At 59.6% G+C, this 15,102-nt stretch carries 15 protein-coding genes and 1 pseudogene; 3 read left to right on the forward strand and 13 right to left on the reverse strand.

The genetic code is table 11. From position 1 onward, the window contains the following. Positions 1-899 precede the first annotated feature (899 nt). The 11 genes from ABIT12_RS07145 to ABIT12_RS07195 form a co-directional block, all read right to left on the reverse strand. Positions 900-1,556, reverse strand: coding sequence for a hypothetical protein (locus tag ABIT12_RS07145; protein ID WP_348042490.1), 657 nt, complete (start codon positions 1,554-1,556; stop codon positions 900-902). 32 nt (positions 1,557-1,588) lie between these two features. Further along, positions 1,589-2,137, reverse strand: a complete 549-nt coding sequence (locus tag ABIT12_RS07150) for a GNAT family N-acetyltransferase (protein ID WP_348042491.1) — start codon at positions 2,135-2,137, stop codon at positions 1,589-1,591. Between the two features lie 39 nt (positions 2,138-2,176). Continuing rightward, on the reverse strand, positions 2,177-2,932 hold the full coding sequence (locus ABIT12_RS07155; RefSeq protein ID WP_348042492.1) for a 3-oxoacyl-ACP reductase FabG: 756 nt from the start codon (positions 2,930-2,932) through the stop codon (positions 2,177-2,179). Between the two features lie 113 nt (positions 2,933-3,045). Then, complete coding sequence (dnaK, locus tag ABIT12_RS07160) at positions 3,046-4,959, reverse strand: molecular chaperone DnaK (protein WP_348042493.1); 1,914 nt, start codon at positions 4,957-4,959, stop codon at positions 3,046-3,048. Between the two features lie 91 nt (positions 4,960-5,050). Then, positions 5,051-5,671, reverse strand: coding sequence for a nucleotide exchange factor GrpE (locus ABIT12_RS07165; RefSeq protein ID WP_348042494.1), 621 nt, complete (start codon positions 5,669-5,671; stop codon positions 5,051-5,053). 79 nt (positions 5,672-5,750) lie between these two features. Then, complete coding sequence (locus ABIT12_RS07170; protein WP_348042495.1) at positions 5,751-6,410, reverse strand: DUF6629 family protein; 660 nt, start codon at positions 6,408-6,410, stop codon at positions 5,751-5,753. Positions 6,411-6,416: 6 nt separating this feature from the next. After that, positions 6,417-6,716: a chaperone modulator CbpM gene (locus ABIT12_RS07175; RefSeq protein ID WP_348042496.1), complete on the reverse strand. Its 300-nt coding sequence runs from the start codon at positions 6,714-6,716 to the stop codon at positions 6,417-6,419. Next, the gene (locus ABIT12_RS07180) at positions 6,713-7,639 is read right to left on the reverse strand and encodes a J domain-containing protein (protein WP_348042497.1); all 927 of its coding nucleotides are present in this window, start codon (positions 7,637-7,639) and stop codon (positions 6,713-6,715) included. Before ABIT12_RS07180 ends, ABIT12_RS07175 begins: the two co-directional genes overlap by 4 nt. 132 nt (positions 7,640-7,771) lie before the next feature. Next, positions 7,772-8,983 carry an ABC transporter permease gene (locus tag ABIT12_RS07185; RefSeq protein WP_348042498.1) on the reverse strand — a complete coding sequence of 404 codons (1,212 nt, stop codon included), beginning with the start codon at positions 8,981-8,983 and terminating at the stop codon, positions 7,772-7,774. Then, positions 8,983-9,687, reverse strand: coding sequence for an ABC transporter ATP-binding protein (locus ABIT12_RS07190; protein WP_348042499.1), 705 nt, complete (start codon positions 9,685-9,687; stop codon positions 8,983-8,985). Before ABIT12_RS07190 ends, ABIT12_RS07185 begins: the two co-directional genes overlap by 1 nt. Further along, positions 9,688-10,947, reverse strand: coding sequence for an efflux RND transporter periplasmic adaptor subunit (locus tag ABIT12_RS07195; RefSeq protein ID WP_348042500.1), 1,260 nt, complete (start codon positions 10,945-10,947; stop codon positions 9,688-9,690). 297 nt (positions 10,948-11,244) lie between these two features. Here ABIT12_RS07195 and ABIT12_RS07200 point away from each other — a divergent pair, with 297 nt between their 5' ends. Continuing rightward, complete coding sequence (locus tag ABIT12_RS07200; protein ID WP_348042501.1) at positions 11,245-11,892, forward strand: BON domain-containing protein; 648 nt, start codon at positions 11,245-11,247, stop codon at positions 11,890-11,892. A gap of 159 nt (positions 11,893-12,051) precedes the next feature. After that, complete coding sequence (locus tag ABIT12_RS07205; RefSeq protein WP_348042526.1) at positions 12,052-12,759, forward strand: VIT family protein; 708 nt, start codon at positions 12,052-12,054, stop codon at positions 12,757-12,759. 245 nt (positions 12,760-13,004) lie between these two features. On the opposite strand, the gene ABIT12_RS07210 is transcribed toward ABIT12_RS07205, so the two are convergent. Beyond that, positions 13,005-13,505 carry a cytochrome b/b6 domain-containing protein gene (locus ABIT12_RS07210; protein ID WP_348042502.1) on the reverse strand — a complete coding sequence of 167 codons (501 nt, stop codon included), beginning with the start codon at positions 13,503-13,505 and terminating at the stop codon, positions 13,005-13,007. Positions 13,506-13,538: 33 nt separating this feature from the next. Next, a complete protein-coding gene (locus ABIT12_RS07215) occupies positions 13,539-14,369 on the reverse strand; it encodes a universal stress protein (protein WP_348042503.1) in 831 nt (276 codons plus the stop codon). A gap of 328 nt (positions 14,370-14,697) precedes the next feature. Here ABIT12_RS07215 and ABIT12_RS07220 point away from each other — a divergent pair. After that, positions 14,698-15,046 (forward strand): annotated as a pseudogene (locus ABIT12_RS07220) (acetyl-CoA hydrolase/transferase C-terminal domain-containing protein); the annotation flags it as partial. Between the last annotated feature and the right edge of the window lie 56 nt (positions 15,047-15,102).

Genomic DNA, 15,102 nt, shown 5'->3' on the forward strand with positions numbered 1-15,102 from the left:
GCTGTACCCGCTTTTTTGCGTTGCCTTAAACACCAGCGGCCTCAGTTGCTCGCGTCCCATTCCTGGGGCGCAGTGCGTCGATCTTGGGGGATGGGTAAGCCCCGAGTATCTACCTGCAACTTAAGCGATCAAGGCGCGGCTATAAATTTCAAGCCCAACGTCCAATGTCGGCGCCATAATCCCGAAAGCCGACAAAGACTCGCTAACGGCCCCATTACGCTGTTCGCATCGGCCGGCGTCAGAACGATTCCGGGAGACGAGGAGCTGTACTGCTACGTCACCCGCTTCGACCTTAATGTTTCGTCGAGCGATTGGCGCTCCAGATAGCCCCGGCTAGCCCTAACATGAAACCGCCAAACAGAAACACCATAGCGGCGATCGGGATCCAAGTGTCGTTTTGCATGAGCGGCCTCTTGAGTTGACCACCAGCCAACAGCCGCTGCCTCGCCGCGTCATTGATCCAGATCAAGCACGAGAAAATTCTGATTAGGCTCCTTTGAATGCTTCGCAGCGCGCGTATTGGCGAGGCCCTTCGGCGCCCACTTCTGACCGAGACCAGACCGAAGCTCAACTCGCCGACGCGTCCGCTTCCTGTTAGCCTTGTCTACAAGCTGTCAGTCCGCCTACGGGGCCAAAACTGCCGTTTGGTCGATGTCCGCTTTTCCGTGACGCGCTCCCAAACGCTGCCTGTCCGCAAACCACCCCACAACGGTCACTCCGGAGTCACGAGCGCGATCCGGCAGCAGCCGACCCATCTCGGCCGTTCCCGATCAAGTAGGAATCTTCCAAAAGCAGCCATCCATCCAAAAGGGCGACGTCGGCCACACGCCTCATTGCGGCGGCTTGAGTTCGCTTCGGTGGAACCCGATCGCGGACAAATGACCCCCAAAAATGTGCCGTTAGGCTGCATCGGCTAGAGTTGAAGGCAGTTGACGCCTTTGCGGGAATGCCTGCGGAGCACTAAAATGAAATACCGCCAAAATCCCCACCGGAAGAAAGTAAGCGCACCACAACAATAATACCGCGGTACCGACGGCATCACCCCCTTGCTTGGGCATCGTCCCGAAGACGTCAATGATCGGCAGTGCGATGCAAATTGGAGCAAAAACACCATGGCAGATCAACAGGTACCTCAGCCATTTATTGGCTCGGCCCGCTCGAGTTACCGTTAGCCCCGTGAACAGCGTCGAAATTGACATTAACGCATAGCCAAGGAGATCAAGATTGAACATCAGGCTACCTAGTGTCTGGTAGTTTAGCGCATTCAGAATATCGACTGGGGCCGACTGGTGCAGAATGGTGGTGAGCTGCACAAAATAGACAGAAGTGACAAAGCCTGCGTAAAGGACGGCAAAAGCTATACCCGCTTGCGCTGCTACTTGCTCACCTTCGCCTGCCATAACAGCAAAACTGCAAGCCAGCACGAGATAGGCCCATGAAATCAGAAGACTTGCTCCGTAGGCTCCGTAGTCCAGTCGTACTAGCATCAGCAGTGCAAAGAGCACTACGAGTACTGTGACCGCCGCCGCAGACAAAAGTCCCAATTTCCTATTCATCGGATCTCCATATGTCGTTACAGTTATGGATATTACGCGGGCGACACAGTCGCCGAACCGATGGGCGCAATCTGTAAGACCTTACGCAAAACCACCAGCGAGGCGTCTCCGGCATAGCTTTCTGCGGTGAAGCCGAGCTCTTTTTCGAGATCGATTGCCACGTGGTTGGACCGGCTCTCCACCGATTGCAGGCTCTTGACTCCACGCGCCCGCGCATAGCGCGTCACATGGCCCAGCAATTCCCAACCGATGCCCTTGTGCTTGTGCTCGGCCACGATCGAAATGGCGACTTCGCCAACGTCGAGCTTGGCATCGCAGGCCAGCAAAGCCGTGGCGATGATCGGACCGTCATCGGCAAGCTGGGCGACAAAACTTTCCGTCTGGTGATGATCGACCTGAGTCATGGTGACTAGACGATCATGCCCTACCGACCGGATCGTGCTGAGAAAGCGAAACCGCAAATCATCGGGCGTGACGTGCTCGAAAAATCGGGCAAGCGCAGGCTCATCGTCGGGACGCACCGGACGGACATGAAAGGTAAACCCGGTATAGGTGGTCAGGTCGCGGCTCCAGTTGGTCATGGTCTAGCACCCTCAATGTTGGCTTTTCCGGCGTGAACGCTATTGGGCGACGTAGCCGCCATCGACGAGGTGATAGCTGCCGGTGATGAACGAGGCCTGGTCCGAGAGCAGGAAGCAGGTCAGCGCCGAAACTTCTTCGGACTTACCCAGCCGCTGGATCGGATGCAGGCCGGCAATGTGCTTGAGCGTTGCAGCATCGAGATTTTTGGACAGCAGCGGCGTGTCGATGAAGCCCGGGCCAACGGCGGTGATCCGGATGTTATGGGCGGCATATTCGAGCGCTGCGGCCTGCGTCAGGCCGAGCACACCATGCTTGGCCGCAACATAGGCGACCGAACCTGCAAACCCGACCGAACCCAGGATGGACGCCATGTTGACGATCGCGCCGCCCCCTGCCCGCTGCATCGCCGCAAGCTCGTATTTCATGCAGACAAAGACGCTTGTGAGGTTGACGTCGATGACCTTCTGCCAGCCTTCGAGCGAATAGTCCGCCGTTGGCGCGCTGGGGCCGCCGATGCCGGCATTGTTGACCGCCAGGTGCAGCGCGCCATAGGTCTTTTCCGCGAATGCCACCATGGCCTCCACCTCGCCCGCGTCAGCGACGTTGATCTCGAACGCCGCAGCAACGCCCCCGGCCTGCTCGATGGTGTGAACCACTGCCGCCGCGCCCGCTGCGTCCATATCGGCTACGATGACCTTGGCGCCTTCCCTTGCCAGTTGGTTGGCGATAGCAGCACCGATGCCGGAAGCCGCGCCCGTTACCAAGGCGACTTTGTTGAAGAAATCATTGGCCATTTTGAAGTCCTTGGGTTGGAACCTATCGCCCGTTGAAGAGCAAAAGCGCGGATGGTTGACTGTGGTTACCCCGACGTTAGTGAAGGGGCCTTGATCTGAATCAGGCTACGCGTTCAGGCCGCCTTGCCGGCGCCGCTCACATCCTCGAATTCGACATCGACAATGTCCTCGCCGGTTGCGGCGCCCGGCTGCGTATGACCGCTTGAGCCAGATGGTCCGGCGGCCTCGCCCCTGGCGCCCTCGGTTGTGACCATTTGCTCGATTACCGACAGGCGATCGGTAGCCTTGGTAAGCGCAGCAAGGTCATCGCCGGACGCAGCAGACCGCATCCCGGCCAACGCGGCCTGTGCATCTTCACGGTTGGCGATCGAAATGACCGCCCCATGCTTGGCCAGGCCGGTTTCCACCCGATGGACCATGGCGTCGGCATGGTTCTTGGCATCGACAAAGGCCCGGCGCCCCTTGTCCGATTCGGCATTTGTTGCGGCTTCTTCCACCATGCGTTTGATATCGGCGTCGTTCAGACCGCCATTGGCTTGGATCTTGATCTGCTGCTCCTTGCCCGTCGCCTTGTCCTTGGCCTGCACCGAGACGATGCCGTTGGCATCGATATCGAAGGTGACCTCAATCTGGGGCAAGCCGCGCGGTGCTGGCGCGATACCGGTCAGATCGAAGCGACCAAGGGTCTTGTTGTCCGCAGCCATCTCGCGCTCGCCTTGCAAGACCTTGATGTTGACGGCGTTCTGGTTGTCCTCGGCGGTGGAAAAGGTCTGGCTTTTCTTGGATGGGATGGTGGTGTTGCGTTCGATCAGGCGGGTAAAAACGCCGCCCAACGTTTCGATACCCAGGCTGAGTGGGGTGACGTCGAGCAACAACACATCCTTGACGTCGCCCTTGAGCACAGCGCCCTGCACGGCTGCGCCGATGGCGACGACCTCGTCTGGATTGACGTTTCGCGCGGGCTCTTTGCCGAAAAAGGTTTTGACCATATCGATCACCTTGGGCATGCGTGTCATGCCGCCCACCAAGATCACCTCATCGATCTGATCGGCGCTGACCCTGGCGTCCTTCAGCGCCGCCTTGCACGGGTCCATGGTGCGCTGGATCAGGTCTTCGACCAGGCTTTCGAGCTTGGCCCGCGTGATCTTGACCAGCAGATGCTTGGGCCCGGATGCATCGGCGGTAATGAACGGCAGGTTGATTTCGGTTTCCTTGGCCGACGACAGTTCGATCTTGGCCTTTTCTGCGGCCTCCTTCAGGCGCTGCAGGGCGAGCTTATCGGTGCGCAGGTCGATCCCCTGCTCGCGCTTGAATTCCGCGGCCAGGAAATCGATGACGCGGGCATCGAAATCTTCGCCACCCAAAAAGGTATCGCCGTTGGTGCTTTTGACCTCGAACACGCCGTCGCCGATTTCAAGAACCGAGATGTCGAACGTACCGCCACCCAGATCGTAGACTGCGATGCGGCCGCTCTTTTTCTTGTCCATGCCATAGGCCAAAGCGGCGGCGGTTGGCTCGTTGATGATGCGCAGAACTTCCAGCCCCGCAATGCGTCCGGCGTCCTTGGTGGCCTGTCGCTGTGCGTCGTTGAAATAAGCGGGAACGGTGATGACGGCCTGGGTAACGGGTTCGCCCAGGAACGCTTCTGCCGTCTCCTTCATCTTGCCGAGAATAAAGGCGCTGATCTGAGATGGCGGATAAGTCTTGTTCTGAGCCTCAACCCACGCATCGCCGTTTTCACCACGCACGATGGCATAGGGCACCAGTGCCTTGTCCTTGCCCACCAGCGGATCATCGTAGCGCCGGCCAATCAGTCGCTTGACCGCATAGATGGTGTTGCTCGGATTAGTCACCGACTGGCGTTTTGCCGCCTGACCCACCAACCGCTCCCCATTGTTAGCGAAGGCAACGATGCTGGGCGTGGTGCGCGCGCCTTCCGCATTCTCGATGACGCGCGGATCCTGTCCGTCCATGATGGCGACGCAGGAATTGGTGGTGCCAAGATCGATACCGATGACTTTGCTCATGACGAAGCTCCTGTTGAATTGGCTGAGGCGGACGAACAAGCAGAAGTCTGCTAGCAGGCTTGGCGAAGGGGTGGATTGGGGCGCGGGGCCATTATTCGCCCCGGTTGAAAATGGAAGGATCGTCCGTCTGCCCACCAATCGGCGACCTGGCGACAATAACCATTGCCGGCCTCAGCAGCCGGCCGTTGAGGGTCCAGACCGGCGACAGAGACTGCAGAACAGAGCCCGATGGCTGGTTATCTGCCTCACGTTCGCCGATGGCCTGATGCAGGTCCGGCGAAAAGGCCGATCCGGTGGGGTCTTCACGTCTGATTCCGTTGCGCTCCAGCAGTCCGACAAAACCACGTTCGATTTCGACCAGACCGGCACGCAAACCGATCATGCTTTCCGGCTCTCCCGGCATCGCCGGGGGCAGATTGGTTAGGCCTCGGCGCAGATTCTCTGCCGCCTCCACCACGTCCCCGGCAAACTTCTGGACAGCAAAGCTGCGGGTTTCGTCGATGTCGCGCTTGGCGCGGGAGCGGACATTGGCGATCTCGGCCTCGGAGCGTACCCAGCGGTCACGCATGTCGGCGAGTTCGGCGGTTAAGGTGGCAACTGCCAGCACATCGGAGGGCTGAGCTTCGGCCTTGGGTTCGAAGCGGTTCAGCTCCTGCTCCCGGCGAGCGTCCGTGTCAAATTCTGCTTTCGCGTGCTCGCCTTTGGCTGTCATCGATCGCTCCACCGTGCCGGTCATCTTGGTGATGGAAGCGTAGTGGTGCTGGTCCGGCCGTGGCAGGGCCGGAATATACTCAAGGTCCGCTGCTGCTCCCAGTTGAAGCGGCAGGGTTGCGTGACCACACATACCAGCAAATCAGACTGCTGATGATCGCGGCACAGAAGCACCACACCGAGGGCAGGTTCAAACTAAAAAAACTCGCGGCAATGCCGAAGCCGGCCAAGTTTGCCACGCCCAGCCAGTGGATGCGATCATCGCTGGCAATGAAGAATGCGCCGCTGGTGGCCAGCAGATAGACCAGTTCCATCCCCGGCCAGATTCCCGCTGGATTTTCGTAGACCAGGCATTGGTGAGCAACGCGCACTGAAAATCCGAAGAGGCCCATGACCACCAGGGTATAAATCGCAACCACCCCGCCGAGCGCGAGAAGTATGAGGATCAATCGCCGCCGCCGCTGGCTCGGCTCGATCAGATAAAGGCTGAGTGGAAACAATACTGGCCACAGCACGCCAATGAAAAAAGCGTAGGCCTGGGTCAGCCAATGGATCGCCGGGCCAGAGGGTGCCGTAGGCATAGCACTCCAGATGGCGCCTTCAGTCAGTTGCTGGATGCCAAACAACAGCGGCAGAGCCGCAAACAGCCGCATGCGCGGCCGAGCCTTGCTTAGAGCCAGCAGACCAACAATCGAGATCAGGGTACCAGTGGTAAAACTGACCGACGCGGAAAAGCACATGGGATCTCATTTCACTGCGGGTGGATCAATTTCTGTGGCATCCGCCTCAAGCATGGCCCGCCGGATCTGGCGACGCAGATCGTAGAGTTGATCGAGCAGTGACAACACGATGGGCAACGCCGCTTCATTGACCTCCAACTCATCGCGCAGCTCCTGGATGAGCCTGACCCGTGCGATATCGATTTCGGCAAAAACGAACGTGCCACTGCGACTATCCGGCCGGACCCAATCATTGCCGATCCAGCGTTCCAGGTCCTGCCGGGTCAGTCCTGTACTGTGGGTGACCAAGACGTCGATGGTGATCATGTCCCTTCCTCCATCGACTTTCTCGGATTGAGTGGATTGACGGGTTTCCAACTACCCAAAAATGTTTCCAATGCCGCATCCGTGGCCCCGATCATCACGCGCAACGTTGCGTAAAGATCGCCGGCTGGGTGGCCACCGTGTTTGGGCACGCCGCGGCCCCGCAGCCGCAGTTCGTTGCCGCTGTCCGAGTGGGGCGGGATGCGCATCATGACCGGACCGCCCGGGGTGGGGATTTGCACCTGGCTACCCAGGACCGCTTCGCTGACGGTAATGGGCAGGATGAGCCGAATATCGTTGCCGGTGCGCTCGAAAAAGCGATGAGCCGCAACTGTGATCTCGATCAAAGCGTCGCCTGCTGTTCCGCCATTGGCGACAGCGGCTGCCTGGCCGCGCAATCGCAGCACCTGTCCGCTGGTGGTGCCGACCGGAATTTTGACATCCAGTGTTCGACCATCTGGCAATGTCAGGCGCCGCGTGGCGCCGTTGATGGCGTCCAGGAAGTCCGCCGCCAAACTGTAGCGTTCGTCGGGCGCCCTCTGCGGTGCGCGGGCGTTCCCGCGCCCGCCCTGATTGAACATCGAGCCAAACAAGTCGCTGAAATCCGCATTGCCCCAATCGGCCGCTTGCGGCCCCGCCCGGCTGTAGCGTTGACCCGACGGGCCATCGGCATGGTCCCGGTACTTGGGCTGGGCGGGTCTCTCCTGGCCGCTGGCGTCGATCTCGCCGCGATCAAACCGGCTGCGCTTGGCAGTATCTGACAATAGTTCATTGGCGGCCGCGACGGACTTGAACCGTTCTTCAGCTGCTGTGTTGCCCGGATTGAGATCGGGATGATGCTGCTTGGCAAGCTTGCGATAGGCGATTCGGATCTCGTCCTGGCTGGCGCCTCGGAGCACGCCCAGCGTAACGTAAGGGTCGTCCAAGTCACTCACCTCATCGTGTCGCCCTGGTAACGAACTGGTCCGCGGGCGATTGCCGCCCCGTCCCTGCTCACGCTAGATGACTTGAACCCAAGTCATCACCCTCGGAAATTACTCAGGGCAACACAGCTAACGCTACTCGTGCCGCAGGGCCTCGATCGGATTGAGACTTGCGGCACGCCGGGCAGGGAAATAGCCGAATATCACCCCGATAACGCCCGAAAAGCCGAAGGCCAGGGCAACAATGACGGGGTCGAAAGCAAAGGGGACCTTCAGTAGGCTGACGCCCAAGAACGCCAGCGCCAGGCCAAGCACGATGCCGACCAGTCCACCCAATAGTGACAGCACAACGGCCTCCATCAGAAATTGCTGCAGGACCTGGCCGCGCAACGCACCGATGGCCAGCCGAATACCGATCTCGCGAGTCCGTTCGGTGACTGAAACCAACATGATATTCATGATCCCGATGCCACCGACGAGCAGGCTGATGCCCGCCACGGCGGCGAGCAATCCGGTCAGAACTGTCGTGATGGTAGACAAGACTGCGGTGACTTGGGTCATGTCAAAGACGTTAAAATCATTGGCGTCACCGATCTTGATCCGGCGACGCTCGCGCAACAGGATTTCGACATCCCGCTTAACCTTGGCCGTCGTGCTGTCTGCTCGCGCCGTGACGGTGATCGAGGCCACATCGGTGTTTCCAGCGATGCGCCGCTGAAAGGTGCGCAGCGGCGTCATGATAATATCGTCCTGGTCCGTGCCGAACCCACTATTGCCCTTGGCCGCCAGCAGGCCGACCACTTCACAGGGCATGCGCTGCAGCCGCAGCTTCTGTCCAAGCGGATTCTGGTTGCCGAGCAGATTTTCGCGGACAGTTTCCCCGATGATGCAGACCGTGCTCCCGCTGCGTAGTTCGCTGTCAGTGAACAGCCGACCGGCCGCAAGTTCCCACTGCCCCGCGTCAAAATAGGCGTTGTCCGAGCCGGTTAGCGTCGAGGTCCAATTGTCACTGCCCGCAATCACGGTGATACGGCTGGAGGCAATCGGGGCCACATCCCTGGCGCCGGATATCTGATCGGCGATCGCCGTGGCGTCAGCGACGGTAAAAGGCTTGGCGCTGGACTGGGTGCCGCCCGGCCCTGTTGCCGCTTCGCCGGGCCGAACAGTCAAAACATTTCCGCCCAGCTCAGATACCCCCGCCACGACGCTGGCGGTCGTCCCGTTGCCGATAGTCACCAAAGCAATCACTGCGGCCACCCCAATAATGATACCAAGGGCGGTCAATCCGGATCGCAGGGCGTTGCGGCGAATGGCTCGCAGGGCCAGCAGGACGGTTTCCCAAAACATCAAGCGGCCTTTTCAACGATGTCGTTGGCTTCGATCAGCCCATCCTTGAACTGCACAATCCGGCGGGCATAGCGGGCCATGTCTGGCTCATGGGTCACCATGACGATGGTGATGCCCTTGGTACGGTTCAGGCCGGTTAAAAGTTCCATGATTTCGTGACTGCGAGCGGTATCGAGATTGCCTGTCGGCTCATCGGCCAAAAGCAGCGCCGGCTCGGTGACGATGGCACGGGCCGTTGCCACGCGCTGCTGTTGCCCACCGGACAGTTCATTGGGCTTGTGGTGCTCCCAGCCCTTGAGGCCAACATCAAAAAGCGCCTTCATCGCCAGGTCGCGCCGGTCCTTGGCGCCCACCTGACGATAGATCAGCGGCAGTTCTACGTTTTCGACGGCCGAGGTTCGGGGCAACAAATTATAGCCCTGGAAGATAAAGCCCAAATAGTGCCGCCGTAGTAGAGCGCTCTGGTCCTGCGACAAGGCTCCTACGTCAACGTCACGAAATAGGTAGTGCCCGCCGGTCGGTGCATCGAGGCACCCGACGATGTTCATGCAGGTGGATTTTCCCGATCCACTGGGCCCCATGATGGCGACAAAATCGCCGGCATCAATATCGAGCGAGACGCCGCGCAGCGCCTCGACCCGGCCCGCTCCCTCGCCGAAGACCTTGGTCAGTCCCTGCAATCTGACAATCAGTTCCGCGGCCATTCAGTTCGCCGCCGCAGAGTCGATTATCACAAGATCGGCCGCTGCAAGGTCGCCGGCCAGAACCTGCGTCCAGGTGCCGTCGGTCATGCCAATCGTAATGGTGACCGGCGTTGCGACTGTGCCCTCGAGTAGCCAGATCTGCTTGTGGTCTGAGGCCATGTCCACAGCGCCAGTCGTGGCAAGAGACTTCGGCGTCGTCGCCCCGCCAAACATGCCTCCGCCAGTTTTGGCAGCTGCTTGGGAGGGCGCATAGCGCAGCGCAGCATTAGGGATAAGAAGCGCGTTACTGATCTGCTTAGTCACGATCTCCGCCGACGCGGTCATTCCCGGACGCAGTAAAAGCTCCGCATTGTCGACCGACAGGACCGATTTATAGCTGACGACGCCGCTGACGGCGATCGGCGCAAATCGTACCTGCTCGACCTTGGCGTTGAAGGACCGGTCTGGATAGGCTTCGACTGTGAAACTTGCCTGCTGCCCCTGCTTCACGGACCCAATATCGGCCTCATCGACATCCACGAGCAGATGGATGCGACGGAGGTCGTCAGCGATCGTAAAGAGCACGGATTGCTGGGCAACTGGGACAGTCTGACCGATCTCGAGATTGCGATCGAGGATGATCCCGTCAATGGGCGATCGGATCACTGCCTTGCCAAGCTGCGTCAAGTTTGACGCAAGGTCCGCCTGGGCAACTTCGACCTGAGCGGCGGCGCTCGCCAGTGCGGCCTGCGCTCTTAGTTGCGCAGTCTGGGCTGCTTCCAGGTCCTGTTTGGACATTAGATCGTGCAGAGCCAGCGGTGCGACACGCGAAAGGTCCCGGTCGGCCTGCGCCAAGCCGGCCTGTTTGTCGATAACCGTGGCCTTTGCAGCGTCGAGCAGCGAGCGCGTGCGATTGGTCTGGTCCGTAAGTTGGTCGGTGCTGATCTGGGCAAGGATCTGGCCGCTTGTTACTACGTCATTGTAGTTGGCGCTGACCGCCTCGATGGTCCCCGCAATCTCGCTGCCAACTTCAACCTGCCTGATTGGCTCCATGGTTCCCATGGCGGCAACGGAGATCGTCAAGTCACCGGTTTTGGCCGCTGTGGTCTGGTACGAGATGGCGGCCGCCCTGTTGCTGGACCACGACCACCACACCACGACGCCGGCGATCAGCGCGACACAAGCGGCGCTCCAAATCAGAAAGGTGCGGTACCGGGTCCACCAGTTGGGGACCATATCAGTCTCGAGCAGGTCGTTGATTTCGGGGCTCGGCGCCAGCATGTCGGATTCATCCCTAAAGTAGTCGCTCAACGATGGGTACGAATACCTTGGAACGTGCATACGCCGACACCTTACGCGGCCGCGTGTCGATGGAGCAGGATCGGGATTTACTCAGGCCGCCGAGATTGCAGAATCGAGCAGACTCCAAGCCACCCTTGGGTAATTTCCGATGCTTTCGGGCAGATCTGTAGGGACTAGGGTGCGGCAACAGAAGACCGAGACACCAAAAGCTGCCTGAGCGGACTAGCGGTAGGGCGCATTGGGCGGCCAGCTGACGGCCCTCTTATGGAGAAATTGATGTCCAACGATAATGATCTAAAGCAGGCAGTTTTGGCGGAACTGGACTGGGAACCCAGTGTCACGTCGGCCCATATCGGGGTAACGGCAAATTCGGGGGTCGTTACCCTTTCCGGACACGTGGAAAACTATGCGGCCAAGAAGCATGCAGAAATGGCTGCAGGGCGGGTTAGAGGCGTCAAAGCGATTGTTGAAGAGCTCGAGGTGCGCCTGCCAGGCTTCGTCAAGAAGCACGACGACGAGATAGCCGCCGCGGCGCTCGATCGCTTCGCTTGGGCTGTTTCGGTTCCCGACGACGCCATCAAGGTCAAGGTTGAAAAAGGCTGGGTGACGCTCACTGGCCAGGTCGACTGGTATTTTCAGAAGGAAGCGGCCACCCGTGAGGTGCGTGACCTGTCGGGGGTATTGGGAGTCAATGACAACATGACCATCAAGCCAGGGGTCAACGTTGGCGATGTGAGCAATGACATTACTCACGCCCTTCACCGCGCCTGGTTCGAACCCAGGACCATCACCGTTTCTGCGGTCGGCGGCACCATCAAGCTCAGCGGCACCACCCATTCGTGGATCGACCGTCACGAGGCCGAATTGACCGCCTGGGCGGCCCCCGGCGCCACAGCGGTTGAAAACAACATCGCAGTGGTCTGACGTAATGGCGCGGTTGCGGCTGTGTGGCACATTCATCACCGGAGCTGCTGTGTCGGCGCGTGCCGTGACTATGTCCTGCCGGCTTAAGGTTAGCGTCAGGTGGCCGAAATAGAGGTGTGGAAATGCCTCAAATCCGTTCCCGCATTAACTGGAAACAAGATGAACCCTCCCTATCAATCGGCCCACGAAGAAGTCCACTTTATCAACCGCGCCGGCTGGCTGCGGGCTGCCGTGCTGGGTGCCAATGATGGCATCGTTTCGGTGTCGTCTCTGATCGTTGGTGTCGCAGCGGCCAACCCCGGTCCCGGAGCCATTTTGGTGGCTGGCATTGCGGGCCTTGCCGCAGGGGCTATGTCCATGGCGGCCGGGGAGTATGTCTCCGTTAGCTCGCAATCCGATATCGAACGCGCAGACATCTCGCGCGAAAAGCAGGCGCTGATAGACACCCCGGCGGAAGAGGAAGCCGAGCTTGCCTCAATTTACCAGGCTCGCGGACTATCGCCCGCCACAGCGGCACTGGTCGCCAGAGAGATGACCGAACACGATGCCTTGGGCTCACACGTGCGGGACGAACTGGGTTTGTCCGAAGTTCACACGGCCAATCCGCTACAAGCTGCATTTGCCTCAGGCCTGACGTTTACTGTCGCGGCGGCTCTGCCACTGATCGCCGCCGTTCTTGCCCCCTCTGACAAAACCATCCCGGTCGTGGTCATTACAACTTTGATTTGCCTGGCTGGGCTCGGCGCCCTTGGCGCCCAGGCTGGCGGTGCTCCAAAATTGCTCCCCACCGCGCGTGTATTGTTTTGGGGCGCCGCCGCCATGGCAACTACTGCAGTTGTAGGTCGGATTTTCGGAGTCAGCCTTTAGGGCGTTCGTTCGGCGCATGCCGATGCGGGCGCAGTGGTCCGCGGCATAGCGCAGGCGTCGCCCTTCGCTCTCAACAACAAGCGCCAGTCGCTCATATGCTTGCGACTGCGACGGACCTGCCCTACTCAGTAGATACTAGGAACTGGGTGACGAGACGTGTCATGCGACACCACCTCAGCAGGTGACCGGCCGCCACGCCAGTTGCAGTTGGCCATGACACTCGCTCCCACTGTTGCCACCCAAAGCTACCTTTTTGTGGGCACCAGCATGCGCATCAACGTGCCGTCACGCAGTACGAATTGATGAAAGAGCGCCGCAGCCGCATGCAGGCCTATCAGCGCAATAAACACCGGCTTGGCCAATTGGTGGATCTCCCCAATTTCGGGATTGACGTAGACGGTCAACAACCCAGTGACCGGTACTATGACCAACAGCGCATAGAAGGCCCAATGGGTGAGCTTGGCCAAAAGGGCCAGGATCGGGTTAGGCTCCAAAAGCGCCGGGGCTCCCAAACGCAGGCGCATGGCAAGCCGGACAGCCACCAGCATCAAAATGGAAATCCCTACCCAGTAGTGAGCGCTTGCCAGAACCGCGTCGGCGGCCGAGAGGGTGCCGCCCTCCTCCGCAGCTTCGGTCGCTGCTACAATGCTTTCGCCGAACACCAGTTGGAACACTACCAGGGCGGCAATCAGCCAATGCAGGCCAATCTGCGTCGAGGCGTAGCCAGGCTTTATTGATGGGGCCACTTCATATCTCCATTGATGATTGGGTTGGACGGATCAGTGCGAGAAGAAAACCGGTAGCCGAACGTCTAGCAGGACAGCACGGGTGGCACCGCCAAGGATGAATTCTCGAACACGGCTATGACCAAAGGCGCCCATCACCAGCAATCCGGCACCGTTATCGATCGCACCATCTTGCAGGCAGGTGCCGATTGAAATCCCAGCTGAGTTCAAGTCACGATGTTCGGCTTCGATCCCGTGGCGCGATAGGTAGTCATGCAATCCCGCGACTGACTTTTCGCCGATGGCCTTGTCGTCAAAGGCGGTGAGCATTTTGACGGTGCGGGCTTTTAACAGAAGGCCCATGGCATCATGCACCGCGCTGCTCGCCGCTTTGCTGCCATCCCAAGCTATGGCGATGTGATCATTCGTCCAGGAACGCTCGCCGGGTTTCGGCAGCACTACGACCGGCCGCCCTGACCCAAAGATCAAGCTTTCTGCCAGATCGCGCTGGGATTCCGAGTTGTGCGGCAGTTGCACGATCGACAGGTCGCGCAACTGCGCCATGGTCGATGCCGCATGACCCACGTTTACCTCATGAAGCCGTACTCGTGACGTTGTCATCGCAACGGCGCTCTTTGCGGTGGCTGCCAGTTCGAGGAGCCTGGTGGCATGCTTGTGACTTTGCTGCTCGGCATCGGCGATCATCCCGCTGAAGTCGATCATGTCGGCGCCAAACGAGTACGATATTTTCGGTATGTCGATCTCAAAGGCGCAAAATTCCACACCGGCCGCAAAACCATTGGTGAACCGCAGTGCTGAACCGATGGCATCGTCGGACGCGACGTCGGGATAGGTCAGCAATGGCACAAAAATATCGGTAAGCATGAAGAGCTCCTTGCGTGATATCGGGGCAGACCAGCGCATCTGGCTTCGCCAGGTGTTTGATGAAACCTACCGAGCAAGCCTGCAGCCCGGGAGCGTCGGAAATTACTCAGAGGTTGCCGGCGGGGCGGTGCCGAACTTCGCTCTGGGTAGATTCCGAGGCTAGGAACACCGATCAAAGCGCAGATGCTCGGCCTGCCGCCAAGGATAACCTGAGCATGCTGGAGGCGAGTTGATCTCGGTCAAGGTGACCATGCTTTGACAGCTGTGGCGCTTTCCCATCGGCATCGCAGAGGCAGGCAAATTGCCAAAAGATCGCATTCGCCTTGCCGCGCGCAGCGCCTATATCTCGATCTTCGTCACCAAGTCCCTTGCCAAGGGTGCGCCATCTCGTCGGTCGTGCCCATGGTCTCCCATGTCGATCACACCGAGCACGATGTCGATGTACTGGTGACCGAGGTCGGATTGGCCGATCTGCGCGAATCGGCCCGCGGGAACGCGCCGCCGTCATCATCGCCAACTGCGTCCACCCAAGCTATCGCGCCCAGATGGCGGACTGTTTCGAGCGCGCCACCGCTCGCGGCGGACACACACCGCATCTGCTGGAGGAGGCGCAGTCCTGGCACACTCGCCGCCGAGTGACTGGCACGATGCTCGAAGTCGCTGCGTATCGCCAGTAGCCGACAAACTCCATCCGCGATCAACCGGGATTTGCTGTCATGCTGCACTACCAAGT

Source organism: Devosia sp., assembly GCF_039927955.1.
GTDB lineage: Bacteria > Pseudomonadota > Alphaproteobacteria > Rhizobiales > Devosiaceae > Devosia.

Bases quoted from the DNA above. Each gene is read 5' to 3' on its own strand.
- ABIT12_RS07145 (WP_348042490.1), bottom strand. From the start codon at position 1,556: ATGAATAGGAAATTGGGACTTTTGTCTGCGGCGGCGGTCACAGTACTC.
- ABIT12_RS07150 (WP_348042491.1), bottom strand. From the start codon at position 2,137: ATGACCAACTGGAGCCGCGACCTGACCACCTATACCGGGTTTACCTTT.
- ABIT12_RS07155 (WP_348042492.1), bottom strand. From the start codon at position 2,932: ATGGCCAATGATTTCTTCAACAAAGTCGCCTTGGTAACGGGCGCGGCT.
- dnaK (WP_348042493.1), bottom strand. From the start codon at position 4,959: ATGAGCAAAGTCATCGGTATCGATCTTGGCACCACCAATTCCTGCGTC.
- ABIT12_RS07165 (WP_348042494.1), bottom strand. From the start codon at position 5,671: ATGACAGCCAAAGGCGAGCACGCGAAAGCAGAATTTGACACGGACGCT.
- ABIT12_RS07170 (WP_348042495.1), bottom strand. From the start codon at position 6,410: ATGTGCTTTTCCGCGTCGGTCAGTTTTACCACTGGTACCCTGATCTCG.
- ABIT12_RS07175 (WP_348042496.1), bottom strand. From the start codon at position 6,716: ATGATCACCATCGACGTCTTGGTCACCCACAGTACAGGACTGACCCGG.
- ABIT12_RS07185 (WP_348042498.1), bottom strand. From the start codon at position 8,983: ATGTTTTGGGAAACCGTCCTGCTGGCCCTGCGAGCCATTCGCCGCAAC.
- ABIT12_RS07190 (WP_348042499.1), bottom strand. From the start codon at position 9,687: ATGGCCGCGGAACTGATTGTCAGATTGCAGGGACTGACCAAGGTCTTC.
- ABIT12_RS07195 (WP_348042500.1), bottom strand. From the start codon at position 10,947: ATGCTGGCGCCGAGCCCCGAAATCAACGACCTGCTCGAGACTGATATG.
- ABIT12_RS07200 (WP_348042501.1), top strand. From the start codon at position 11,245: ATGTCCAACGATAATGATCTAAAGCAGGCAGTTTTGGCGGAACTGGAC.
- ABIT12_RS07205 (WP_348042526.1), top strand. From the start codon at position 12,052: ATGAACCCTCCCTATCAATCGGCCCACGAAGAAGTCCACTTTATCAAC.
- ABIT12_RS07215 (WP_348042503.1), bottom strand. From the start codon at position 14,369: ATGCTTACCGATATTTTTGTGCCATTGCTGACCTATCCCGACGTCGCG.